A 12,530-nucleotide genomic window follows, 5' to 3' on the forward strand; every position below is an offset into this window, starting at 1 on the left:
TTGTTATGGATAAGACGTGGATGCCCGGGCACAAGGTCGGGCATGACGGAGTATGAGACCCATGCAAACCCCTCGCGAAATCCTTGCCGATCTCTGGACGTCAGTTGGTGGCAATCGCTCCGCCCTCGACCGCGTCACGCTGACCGGGGACGAGCCGCAACTGCCGTCCTCCTTCCGCGTGGCCGCCGCAGCGCAGGTCAGCATTGCTGCGGCGGGGCTGGCGGCGGCAAACAACTGGCGTCTGCGCAGCGGGCAATCGCAGGATGTCACGGTCGATATGCGCCATGCCGTGGTCGAATGCCGGTCCGAACGATATCTCCGCGTCGACGGCAAGCCGCCGGGGCCGGCATGGGACGCTATCGCCGGCATTTACAACACCGGCGACGGACGCTTCGTGCGGCTGCACACCAATTTTCCGCACCACCGCGACGCCGTCTGCGAGGTGCTGGGCTGCAAGCCGGAACGCGACGAAGTGCAAGCCGCGCTGCTGCGATGGGACGGCGAGGCGTTCGAGACCGCGGCCTATGCCCGCGGCGGCGTGGTCGCGATGATGCGCTCGCATGACGAATGGTCGGCGCTGCCGCATGCCCAGGCACTGGCAGAATTGCCGCCGATCTGCATCGAAAAAATCGGCGAGGCCGAACCAAGACCCTGGCCACCCGGCGATCGCCCGCTGGCCGGCGTACGGGTGCTGGATTTGTCACGGGTGATCGCCGGGCCGGTTGCAGGCCGTACCTTGGCCGTGCATGGCGCCGACGTAATGCTGATCTCCAGCCCGACTCTGCCGTCGATTCCATGGCTCACCATCGATACCGGCCGCGGTAAGCTGACGAGTTTTGTCGATCTCAAAGCTGGACCGGGGCGGGACGTGCTGCGCGGCCTGCTGGCGCAGACCGATATTTTCTCACAAGGATACCGGCCTGCAGCGATCGCAGCGCTCGGTTTTTCGCCCAGGGATGCAGCGCGGATCAGCCCAGGCATCGTTTATGTATCGCTGTCGGCCTATGGTCACGCCGGGTCTTCTACAAGTTCCTGGGCGGCGCGCCGTGGCTTCGATTCGCTGGTGCAGACCGCAACCGGTTTCAACCATGCCGAGGGGGCGGCGGCCGGCCTTGCGGGGCCGAAGGAATTGCCGGCGCAGATGCTCGATCACGCCACCGGTTACATGATGGCGTTCGGCGCGATGATGGCAAAAGCGCGCCAGTCGCGGGAGGGCGGCAGCTGGCATGTCCGGGTATCGCTGGCGCAGACCGGCCGATGGCTGTGGGGTCTCGGCCGTGTCGCCGACGGCTTTGCCACCGAGGATTTGAGGGGTGAATCCATCGCGCCTTTTATCGAGGAAACTTCCTCGGGCTTCGGTGCACTGCGGTCGGTCCGCCATTCGGCGATGCTGTCGAAAACGCCGGCGCTGTGGTCGCGTCCGGCGATGCCGCTGGGCAGCCACGCCCCGCAATGGCCGGAGCGCGGTTAGCCGGCCTGGTAGGCTGTCAGAATTTTAACTTAAAACACCGGGCCTGATCGTGTTTTTAGATTGTTTAAAACATCAATTGGGCACTATTAGCACAGCGATGAGGCAAATCGCCGCGGGAACATCAGACGTTTTAGTCAAGGCCCCATGCCGACGAAATTTATCAAGCAAATTCAGCTGTTTAACCGTCGGAGGCTGGCTGTTGGCGTAGTCGTGCTGGCACTCGCAGGTTTGGCCGTTTACGGGCTGCTGCATGTCGGCAAGGCACCGCCGGGCAATTCCGAGGTGTCAAGTCAGTCCCGCAAAGGTCAGCAGCGCTACACCCCGACGCTATCGGAATGGGCCAGCCTGACCATCGAGCCCGTGACCGAGCGGGCTTTCCGCGCCGAACACGTCACCGAGGGCAAGATCGCCGTCGATGAGGACCGCTCAACGCCGGTGTTCTCGCCCTATGCCGGTCGGGTCACCAAACTGTTGGCACGCCCGGGCGACACGGTCACCCAGGGGCAGGCGCTGTTCGTCATTGAAGCCGCCGACAATGTGCAGGCCCAGAACGACTATATCGCGGCCATGACCGGCTTGAACAAAGCGAAGTCCGCGCTCGACCTCGCGCAGTTGCAAGACAAGCGCGCCAAGGATTTGTTCGAGGGCAAGGCCGTCCCCTTGAAAGATTATCAGCAGAGTCAGGCGACCCTGATCCAGGCGCAGAACGACCAGCGTTCGGCGGAGACGGCGCTGGAGGCGGCGCGCAACAAGCTGCGCATCCTGGGCCTAACTGACGATGACATTGCGACGTTCCGGCAGAAGGGCCGCATCAATCCGGAGACGACGATCTTCTCGCCGATCGCAGGCACGGTGGTTCAGCGCAAGATCGGTCCGGGCCAATATATCAGCGCAGGCGCCAGCGATCCGGTGTTCGTGATCGGAGATCTCTCCACGGTCTGGCTCACGGCGTTTGTCCGGGAGACCGAAGCATCACTGGTTTCGGTGGGACAGGAGATTACGTTCAGCCTGTTGGCGCTGCCGGGCCGCGTGCTCACCGGGCGTATCAACTATGTTTCGGCGGCGATCGATCCCGCCAGCCGCCGCCTTCTGGTGCGCGCCACCATCGACAACAAGGAAGGGCGGTTGAAGCCGGAAATGTTTGCTGCTGTAACGATCTATGATGCCGGTGACCAGCCGTCGGTGGGGGTACCGAAGCAGGCGCTGATCTACGAAGGCGACCAGGTCCGGCTCTGGGTCGCGCACGAGGACAAGTCGATCGAACTTCGTCAGATCAAAACCGGCCTCACCAACGGTAATCTTGTCGAGGTGAAGGGTAATCTGAAGCCGGGCGAGCAGATTGTTACCAAGGGCAGCCTGTTCATCGACCGCGCCGCGTCGGGGAGCTAGGCCATTTCCGGTTTGGCACAAGACATCCAGCACGTCATGGCCGAGCTTGCTCCAGCCATCCACGTCTTGAACGCGGGAGAACGCGGATGTCCGGCACAAGCAAGGCCCGGCATGACGAACTTAAAACCATCAGTTTCTTTGAAAGATCCGATCTGAATGGATCGCCTCGTCGCCCTGGCGGTCCATCGCCGCTTCCTGATGGTGGGTTTGTTCGTAGCCGTGATGATCGGCGGACTGATCGCGTTCAAGCAGCTCAATATCGAGGCCTATCCAGATCCCACCCCGCCGATGGTTGACATCGTCACCCAAAGCCCCGGACTGTCGTCGGAAGAAATCGAGCGATACATCACCATTCCGATCGAGACCCAGGTCGCCGGCATCAAGAACCTGCGCACGATCCGGACCATCTCGCTGTACGGCCTGTCCGACGTCAAGCTGCAGTTCTCGTTCGACTATACCTATGACGAGGCGCTGCAGCAGGTGCTTAACCGGCTGTCGCAGATGGCGCCATTGCCCGGCAATGTACAGCCGGGAATTTCTCCGCTTAGCGCCATCGGCGAAATCTACCGCTATCGGCTGGCCGGGCCGCCGAACTACAGCGTTCTCGATTTGAAGACGTTGCAGGACTGGGTGCTGCAGCGCCGCTTCCGCGCCGTACCGGGCGTCATCGACGTCACCGGCTGGGGCGGCAGGACCAAAACTTACGAACTGCAGGTCGATTTCAACAAGCTGATCGCCTACGGATTGACGCTGCCGCAACTGTTGCAGGCCGTGGGCAATTCCAACATCAACGTCGGCGGCAATACCGTCAATATCGGTGCGCAGTCCGCGGTGGTGCGCGGCGTCGGCCTGATCCGCTCGATCGACGATCTGGCCAGCACCATGGTATCGCAGAGCGGCGGCAATCCCGTTCTCGTAAAGGACATTGCCACCGTTTCGGTCGGCGCCAAGCCGCGGCTCGGCATCGCGGGGCTCGATCAGGACGACGACATCGTGCAGGGGATCGTGCTGATGCGCCGCGGCGAACAGAGTTCGCCGACCATCACGCGGGTCGAGCAACTGGTAGCCTCGATCAACAACTCCAGCATCCTGCCGCCCGGGGTGAGAATCGAGCGCATCTACGACCGCAAGGACCTTATCGATATCACGACCCATACGGTGCTGCACAACATGGTGGTCGGCATTCTGCTGATCGTGCTGCTGCAGTGGATTTTCCTGGGCGATCTCCGAAGCGCGCTGATCGTCGGCGCCACCATTCCGTTTGCGCTGTTTTTCGCCGTCATTATCCTGGTGCTGCGCGGCGAATCCGCCAACCTGCTGTCGGTCGGCGCCATCGATTTCGGATTGATTGTGGACGCCACCGTGATCATGGTGGAAGCGATCTTTCGCCGGCTGTCGCAAACCACGGCCCTTTCAGAAGCCGAGCAGAGCCACATCTCGCGCGAAACCACCATGGGCATGAAGAGCCATGCCATTCTCTCGGCCGCGGCCGACGTGTCGCGCTCGATCTTCTTTGCCGCCACCATCATCGTCGCCGCCTTCCTGCCGCTGTTTACGCTGAGCGGCGTCGAAGGCAACATTTTCGGGCCGATGGCGCGGACTTATGCCTATGCGCTGGCCGGCGGATTGCTCGCGACTTTCACGGTGACGCCCGCGCTCAGCGCGCTGATCCTCCCCTCGCATATGGAGGAAACCGAAACCCGGATCATGGCGTTCCTGCACCGCATCTACACCCCGGTACTGGCCTGGGCGGTCGGCAATCGAAAGCTTGTGATGGGCGCCGCCACGGGTCTCGTGGTCCTGACCATCGTTTTCACCCGGCTGCTGGGCCTCGAATTCCTGCCCAAGCTCGAGGAAGGCAACCTCTGGATTCGCGCGACCTTGCCGCCGACCATCTCGCTGCAGGAGGGCAACGCCTATGTCAACGAGATGCGCAAGATCATTCGCGGCCGTCCCGAGGTGGAGTCGGTGGTGTCGCAGCACGGCCGTCCCGACGACGGCACCGATGCCGCCGGCCTGTTCAACGCCGAATTCTTCGCGCCGCTGAAACCGGTCGGCGACTGGCCCGGCACGCACGACAAGGATGAACTGACCTCGCAATTGCTGGCGCAGCTTCAGCACAAATTTCCCGGCGTGGAGTTCAATTTCTCGCAATATCTGCAGGACAACGTCGCCGAGGCGGTCTCCGGCGTGAAGGGGGAAAACTCCATCAAGCTCTACGGCAACGACCTGCAGGCGCTCACCGACACCGCCAACAAGATCAAGTCGGTTCTGGCAACCGTGCAGGGCGTCACCGACCTTTCGGTATTCACCTCCCTCGGCCAGCCCACTATTCAGATCGATATCGACCGCGCCCGCGCCGCGCGCTATGGGCTGTCGCCGGGCGATATCAACGCCACCATCCGTGTCGCCATCGGCGGCGACAGCGCCGGCGATCTCTACGAGCCCGGAAGCGACCGGCATTTCCCGATCATCGTACGGCTGGCGCCCGAATATCGCCGCAGCGCCGAGGCGATCCAGAACCTGCGCATCGGCACGCCCGGTCCGAATGGCGCGATCTCGCAGATTCCCTTGAGTGAAGTGGCGTCGATCCAGCTGATTTCGGGAGCTGCCTATATTTATCGCGAACAACAAGAACGCTATCTGCCGATCAAGTTCTCGGTGCGCGAGCGTGACCTCGGCAGCGCCATCAAGGAGGCGCAGGACAAGGTCGCGGCGCAAGTCCACCTGCCGCCGGGATCGCGGGTCGAGTGGGTCGGCGAATTCGGCAATCTACAGGACGCCATCAAGCGGCTGTCGATCGTGGTGCCCATCAGCCTTGCGCTGATTGCGGTGCTGCTGTGGTTCAACTTCGGTTCGATGCTCGATACCATGCTCGCGATGAGCGTCATCCCGATGGCGATCTTCGGCGGTGTACTTGGGCTTCTGATATCGGGTATTCCGTTCAGCGTGTCGGCGGCAATCGGATTCATCGCGCTGTTCGGCATCGCGGTGATGGACGGCATCATCATCCTGTCGCAATTTAATCAGCTGATCGAGGAGGGTTACGACCGGGCGAGGGCGGTGATCCGCACCGGGGAATTGCAGTTGCGGCCCGTGCTGATGACCTGCGTGGTCGCCGGCGTCGGGCTGTTGCCGGCAGCGCTCTCGGAGGGCATCGGATCGCAGGTGCAAAAACCGCTGGCGGTGGTGGTCGTCACCGGCATGATGCTGGCGCCGCTGGTCATTCTGGTAACGCTGCCGGTGCTTATCTCTGTTTTCTCGCGCCGGGCGAGATAAACAAAGGATCCGCCTCGTCATCGAGCGATGCGAAGCAATCAGAGGCCTCCGGAAAGACTGGATTGCTTCGTCGCTTTGCTCCTCGCAGTGGCGCCAACATGGGAGACTCGACATGGCCAAGATTGCAATCGTCGGCTGCGGTGCGATGGGCTCGGTCTACGCCGCGCTGATGGTCGACGCGGGTCATGAGGTTCACGCCGTCACGCTGTGGCCCGACCATGCCGAGGCGATGGCGGCCAAGGGCTTGCGCTGCGAAGGTGCCAGCGGCGACCGCACCGTGCCGATCCACGCCTCGACCACCACCGACGGCATCGGCCCCTGCGACCTCGTCATCATCGCCACCAAGGCGTTCGATGTGGAGGCTGCGGCGAATTCCTGCGTGCCGCTATTGGGACCCGGCACCATTGTGCAGACCATTCAGAACGGCCTCGGCTCGCCGGAGATCGCCGCTCCCATCCTCGGCGCGGACCGCATTGCCATCGGCGTGGTCGGCGGCTTCGGCGCCTCCGTCCGCGCACCCGGCCACGTCCATCATAACGGCATGGAGATGATCCGCTTCGGTGCGTTTGCCGGCCTGCCGAAGCAACTGCTGCAGGCCTCGGCAAAAATCTGGGAGTCCGCCGGTTTCAAGGTCGCGCTGTTTGACGACGTGACGCAGATGGTGTGGGAAAAGCTGATCATGAACGTGGCATTTTCCGCAACCTCCTGCACCACCGGTCTGACGGTCGGCGAAATCCTTGAGGATCGCGACGCCTGGAGCGTAGCGCGAGGCTGTGCCGAGGAGGCCATCGCCGTGGCTAAAGCTTCGGGCGTAAGACTGGACGTCGGCGATCCCATCGAGCACATCCGAAAACTCGGCGGCAAGATTCCCGGGGCAAAGCCGTCGATGCTGCTGGATTACAACGCCGGCCGGCGCTGCGAGGTCGATGCCATCAACGGATCGATCCCGCGGCTCGGCAAGCCGCTTGGCGTGCCGACGCCGGTCAACGATACGGTGGTCGCCATCATCAAGGCGCGGGAACGGGCTTTTATTTTGTAGTTTTGCCTTGGGGCCAAGCATCACGGCGAGCGCAGCGAAGCAATCCAGCGGCAGCAACCGATTGCTTCGCCGCATCGCTCCGCGTAATGACGACGCCGTCTATCGCCCTGACGGCGTGCGCAGGCCGTGCCAGGCGTCGCGCACCTGGTGGTAGTGCACTTCGGGCAGATAATCCGGCGTGTTCAGTCCCAAGGTCTTCACGTCGAGTTTTCCGATCGCGCTGAGCAGGGTGTAGGACGCGATCACGCGGTCGCGTTGCGCGCCGATCAGCCGGGCTTTGGCGGATGTCAGTTCCTGCTGCGAGTTGAGCACGTCGAGGGTGGTGCGCTGGCCGCCCTGCGCTTCTTTCTGCACGCCCTGCAGGGCGACACCGGCGGCGCGGACCTCGGACTCGGACGCGCTCACCGCGATCTTGGCGCCTTCATGCGCGACCCATGCGCCGGTGGCGGCGGTGCGCGCCTGATTGCGAACCTGGTCGAGCACGAGCCTGCTCTGCGTCGCGACTTCCTTGGCCTGCCGGGTTTGCGAGGCGGCCGTGCCGCCGTCGTAGATCGGCGCGGTGACTTGGCCGATCACCGAGGCCTGGTCGGTACCGAACGTTCCAAGCGTCTGATCTGAATCCCTACTCCTGCTGGCGCTGCCCTGGAGCGTGACCGTCGGATAAAGGCTGCTTTCGGCAACGTTGATCGACGTCGTTGCCACGTCGACGTCGAAGCCGGCGGCGAGAACGGCGGGATGTCCCTTGAAAGCCAGCGCCGTAGCATCGTCGCGGCTGCGTGGCAGATAGCGGTCCACCGGCTCGGCCGGGTTCAGGCGCCCTGGCGGATTACCGATCACCTGCGCGTAGGTCGCCTGACTGATGGCCAGATTGACTTCGACGGCATTGAGATCAGCCAAGCCGCGGTTCAGCCGCGCTTCGGCCTGCGAGGTATCCGTCGGCGTCACGTCGCCTGCATTCAGGCGCTTTTGCACGATGCCTTGGGTTTCGCGCAGGAATGCAACATTGGCGCGCTGCGCTTCCACCAGCGATTGGTTGGCCAGCACGTTGGTATAAGCGGTGACGGCGTCGAGCAGCACGCCCTGGCCGACATTGCGCAGCGCCTCACGGCCGGATTGCACCTGAAGTTCCGCCACGCGCACGCTGTTGGCGGTCTTGAAGCCGTTGAACAGCGTCTGCGTCACCGTGATCCCGATCGTCCATGGTTTCAGGGCCGTCGTCTGGACCGTGTTATTGGGCAGGAGGTCGCGAACCGCCTGCAACCCGCCGCCAAGACTGGCAACGATCTGCGGCCGGTACCCGGCCAAGGCCTGCGGCACGTTCTCGTCGGTGCCGCGCTGCCGCGCGCGTTCCGCGTTGAGTTGCGGATTGGTTTGATACGCCTTGGCCAGGGCTTCGGGGAGACCTTCGGCCTGCGCGATGCCGCCTGAAAAACCGAGGCAGATGGCTACGCCAAAGCCCATGCCCGATCGAAGCACGCGCCTTCCCACGTGGCCAATGCTATCGGCACGCCCAACCATTTGATCCCGCAACAAACCCGGCCATCTGCCCCCGCCGACGGCTCTTTCTGTTTAGAGGGCGTTGACCGCCTGCGCAAACCATCCGGCGCGGAAACCGGTGCATTTCTGTCAGGTGTGACTTGTCAACCCGAGGTCCTGTTTCACAACGCATTCGTCGTTGATCGATGGCAGGTTGTTTGAACGAGAATCCGCGGCGTCCCCGCGCCAGCCGCGCAGCTCTTCCTCGGTTCGAAGCGGTGACTATCTGTTCTTGTTCACCGGTTTGCGCTTCTCGATGAAGGCGGCCATGCCTTCGGAGCGGTCTTCCAGCGCGAAAGTGGAGCGGAACAGGTCGCGCTCGACATTCAGTCCTTCGGCCAGCGGTGTCTCGAACGCGCGGTTGATCGCGCGCTTGGCCATGGCGGCCGCGGGATGCGACATGCCGGCGATCTTCTCGGCCATCGCCAGCGCTTCCTCCATCAATCTGTCCGCCGGCACGACGCGGCTGACGAGGCCGGAGCGCTCCGCCTCCGCGGCATCCATCATGCGGCCGGTGAGGCAGAGATCCATCGTCTTGGATTTGCCGATGGTGCGGGTGAGCCGCTGGGTGCCGCCGATGCCGGGAATGGTGCCGAGCGTGATTTCCGGCTGGCCGAATTTCGCGGTGTCGCTGCAGATCATGATATCGCACATCATCGCCAGTTCGCAGCCGCCGCCGAGTGCATAGCCCGAGATGGCGGCGATGGTCGGCTTGCGGCATCGGGCGACGCGGTCGCCGCCTATGGCGGTGAAATCGCTGGAGAACATGTCGATGAAGGTTTTTGGCTGCATCTCCTTGATGTCGGCGCCGGCAGCGAACGCTTTTTCACTGCCGGTGAGCAGGATGCAGCCGATCTTGTCGTCGGCTTCGAGGTCGTCGATCGCTGCCGCAATCTCGCGAAATACGCCGAACGACAGCGCATTGAGCATTTTGGGGCGGTTGATCGTAAGGACGCCGACCGCGCCTTTGCTCTCGACGAGAATATGTTCGAAGGTGCTCATGGCCGTTCCCGCGCTGACTAAGCCGGTAATCTGCCCGTTGACGGGTGACGCTTCAAGTGCCGCGAATCTACGCCATGAACATCCGCGCCGCCGACGCCAGCGTCAGCAGCCCGCCGAAAGCGATGAAGATTTTCCCGACCAGCGAGGTCTGATCCCAGGCTGTTTCGCTGCTGCCGGCGACCGCCGGGGCTCGGCTCACCGCCGGGGCTTGGACCATCGCCGGGGCGGCTGCCGGCGCCGCAGCAGGCTTTTCCTCACTTTTGCTCTCGCTCAAGGCGCGATCGACGTCGTTGAGCTGATCGGCGGCGACGACCTCGGCTTCAGCCGCAGGCGCGGGGGGCTGCGGGAAGGCGGCCGAATCGCCCTGCCTAGCGGCCATGGTTCGCAGCATGTTGCTGGCCTGGCTGGATACCGAACCGGCATTGTCCGCCGGCACGTCGGCGGCCGCAAGCTGAGCGTTCGCATTGGCGATGGACGGCGGGAGCGCGGGTTGATCGTCGCTATCCTTCAACGCGATTTCGGCATCGACAGCCTGCTTTTTTGAGGCCTTTGTCGAGGTCCTGGATGCCACCTTCACCGATTTACGGTGCGATGATGCGATCTTCCCATGACGGGACCTGTGGCTGGTGAATTTGCTGAGCGCGCCCGGCGGCCCCGCGGCGATTTCGGGTTTCGACGCGGTAGCGCCGCCGTCGGCATCCTCCGCTGCCTGCAACGGACCCGCGACCCATAGCAGAAGGCCTGCTGCGAGGATCAATGCCGCGCGTCCGCTGGCTTTGGTGTTCATGTCGATAATCTCCCCACTTGTTCAGCTTGCGAAGGCAAAGAGAACTCCCGGCGTGTCCACAGCGGGGCAAAAAAAGGGAATCTTCGGGCTGATCCGGGCAAAGCGGGCAGGTCGTTCAATCATCGACCGGCGCTTGGTTGCCGGGAGGACCCGATGTCGGCAAGGCACGATCATGCTATGAGGCTGAAACACGCTGGATTCGTCGTTCGCAATGCTTGCAGATGCTTGCCGCATTCCGTATTTCACGATGTCGTGATCCAGCCCCCGGTGCGTAACAAATTGAAAGCTTAAACGAATTGCAGGCGGGAGCGCACGTGCGCGATCATGAGGACGAATGGACCGGCCTGATGCGGTTGGCCATTTCGGGCGACGGCGCGGCGTACCGGCGACTGCTCGGCGCCATAGCCCCGGTGCTGCGGGCCGGCGCGCGGCGCGGGCTGGCGCGGGCAGGTCAACCGGTCGATCAATCCGAGGACATCGTGCAGGACATCTTACTGGCAGTGCATCTGAAGCGGCATACCTGGGACGCCGGCGCCCCGTTCGCGCCGTGGCTGTTCGCGATCGCGCGCAACAAGCTGATCGACGCGTTGCGCCGCCGCGGCCGCCGGGTGTTCGTCAATATCGATGACTTCAGGGAAGTTATCCCCAGCGAGCCGGTCGAGGAAACCGTGCCGGCGCGGGAGGTGGCGGCTCATCTCGAAAGCCTGCCGGCGCGCCAGCGCGATGTGCTGCGATCGATCGCAGTGGACAGCGCGTCGATCAAGGCGACGGCGGCAAAACTGTCGATGAGCGAGGGCGCGGTGCGGGTGGCGCTGCATCGCGGGCTGGCAAACCTCACCGCCAAACTGCGGAAAGAATGAGAATGGACACCGAGCGACTCATTCAAACTCTCGCCGCTGATAACGGCCATCGCCAATGGCCGGTCGCGCTGGTGCTGGCGCTGGCGCTGCTGGCCGCGGCGCCGCTGTCGTTTGCGATGTTCGTCATGGAACTGGGCGTCCGTCCCGATGTGATGACGGCGATGCGCAGTCCGTTGTTCGACTTGAAATTCCTGGTGGCGCTAGCGCTGGCCGTGCCCGCCACCGCGATTGCCGTGCATCTGTCGCGGCCGGAGGTCTCGACGCAGGGCTGGGTGTGGCTGCTGCTAATCCCGGTCGGCCTGCTCGGCATCGGCATCGGCGGCGAAATGATGATGCCGCAGCGGTTGCCGATGATGACGCGGCTGGTCGGAGCCAATTCGCGGGTCTGCATGACCGCGATCCCGCTGCTCGCGCTGCCGCTGCTCGCGGCGGCGCTGATCGGCTTGCGCCATGGCGCGCCAACGCGTCCTGCGGTTGCCGGCGCCTTTGCCGGCTTGCTGTCGGCGGGGCTGGCGGCGACGCTATATGCCGCGCATTGCACCGATGATTCACCGCTGTTCGTGGCGACCTGGTACACACTTGCGACGTTGCTGGTTACCGCAATCGGTGCGCTTGCGGGATCGCGGGTGCTGAAGTTCTGATCGCTGTCGTCTCCGCGCATGCGGGGAATGAGTAATCTTCGAATCTGGTGTAATCTCGGTCAGCCCGGAGTTACGGAAGGTCGTCATTGCCCGGACGGAAGGCCGTCGTTGCCGGGCTCGACCCGGCAATCCATCCTGCTTCGCAAAAGCCTTTTTCGAAGAGCGATGGATACACGGGTCTAGCCCGCGGTTGACGCAGCGTGTGGTGCGGCGTCTTGCAATATCGCGCTCCCCGGGGCGCGTTCCCCGGACGCAGCGCAGCGCGCAGCCCTTGCGGAGCGGTGCGCTGCAGAGCCGGGGTCCCGGTTGTTGCGACGCGAAGAAACCGGGGTCCCGGTTCTGCGAAGCGGCATGAAGAATGCCGCATCGCGCCCGGGACACGGGGGAGGTCGTCATGGCCGGGCTTGTCCCGGCAATCCATCCTGCTTCGCAAAAGCCTTTCGAAGAGCGACGGATACGCGGGTCAAGCCTCGCGGTTGACGCAGCGTGTGGTGCGGCGTCTTGCAATATCGCGCTCCCCGGGGCG

Annotated in this window: 9 protein-coding genes; 6 read left to right on the plus strand and 3 right to left on the minus strand. The window is 63.5% G+C overall.

The genetic code is table 11. The annotated features are described in order from the left end of the window. Window positions 1–61 precede the first annotated feature (61 nt). The 4 genes from ACFE72_RS14615 to ACFE72_RS14630 all read left to right on the plus strand — a co-directional run bounded on the left by ACFE72_RS14615 (window position 62) and on the right by ACFE72_RS14630 (window position 7,178). Window positions 62–1,471 (plus strand): CoA transferase, encoded by a 1,410-nt coding sequence (locus ACFE72_RS14615; RefSeq protein WP_375413821.1) that lies wholly within the window; start codon window positions 62–64, stop codon window positions 1,469–1,471. Window positions 1,472–1,615: 144 nt separating this feature from the next. Continuing rightward, window positions 1,616–2,860, plus strand: coding sequence for an efflux RND transporter periplasmic adaptor subunit (locus ACFE72_RS14620; RefSeq protein WP_375413822.1), 1,245 nt, complete (start codon window positions 1,616–1,618; stop codon window positions 2,858–2,860). Window positions 2,861–3,016: 156 nt separating this feature from the next. Further along, window positions 3,017–6,139: an efflux RND transporter permease subunit gene (locus ACFE72_RS14625; RefSeq protein ID WP_375413823.1), complete on the plus strand. Its 3,123-nt coding sequence runs from the start codon at window positions 3,017–3,019 to the stop codon at window positions 6,137–6,139. A 112-nt stretch (window positions 6,140–6,251) separates the two neighbouring features. Next, a complete protein-coding gene (locus tag ACFE72_RS14630; protein ID WP_375413824.1) occupies window positions 6,252–7,178 on the plus strand; it encodes a ketopantoate reductase family protein in 927 nt (308 codons plus the stop codon). Between the two features lie 99 nt (window positions 7,179–7,277). On the opposite strand, the gene ACFE72_RS14635 is transcribed toward ACFE72_RS14630, so the two are convergent. The 3 genes from ACFE72_RS14635 to ACFE72_RS14645 form a co-directional block, all read right to left on the minus strand. Next, window positions 7,278–8,639 (minus strand): TolC family outer membrane protein, encoded by a 1,362-nt coding sequence (locus ACFE72_RS14635; RefSeq protein WP_375413832.1) that lies wholly within the window; start codon window positions 8,637–8,639, stop codon window positions 7,278–7,280. A gap of 297 nt (window positions 8,640–8,936) precedes the next feature. Next, entirely contained in the window at window positions 8,937–9,716 is a 780-nt protein-coding gene (locus ACFE72_RS14640) for an enoyl-CoA hydratase (protein ID WP_375413825.1), read from the minus strand. Window positions 9,717–9,783: 67 nt separating this feature from the next. Beyond that, a complete protein-coding gene (locus ACFE72_RS14645; RefSeq protein WP_375413826.1) occupies window positions 9,784–10,503 on the minus strand; it encodes a hypothetical protein in 720 nt (239 codons plus the stop codon). A 314-nt stretch (window positions 10,504–10,817) separates the two neighbouring features. Here ACFE72_RS14645 and ACFE72_RS14650 point away from each other — a divergent pair, with 314 nt between their 5' ends. Together ACFE72_RS14650 and ACFE72_RS14655 are read left to right on the plus strand one after the other, a co-directional pair. Further along, complete coding sequence (locus ACFE72_RS14650; protein ID WP_375413827.1) at window positions 10,818–11,363, plus strand: sigma-70 family RNA polymerase sigma factor; 546 nt, start codon at window positions 10,818–10,820, stop codon at window positions 11,361–11,363. Window positions 11,364–11,365: 2 nt separating this feature from the next. Beyond that, complete coding sequence (locus ACFE72_RS14655) at window positions 11,366–12,004, plus strand: NrsF family protein (RefSeq protein ID WP_375413828.1); 639 nt, start codon at window positions 11,366–11,368, stop codon at window positions 12,002–12,004. Window positions 12,005–12,530: the final 526 nt, after the last annotated feature.

This window comes from uncultured Bradyrhizobium sp., assembly GCF_964252615.1.
In the GTDB taxonomy this organism is placed as follows: Bacteria; Pseudomonadota; Alphaproteobacteria; order Rhizobiales; family Xanthobacteraceae; genus Bradyrhizobium.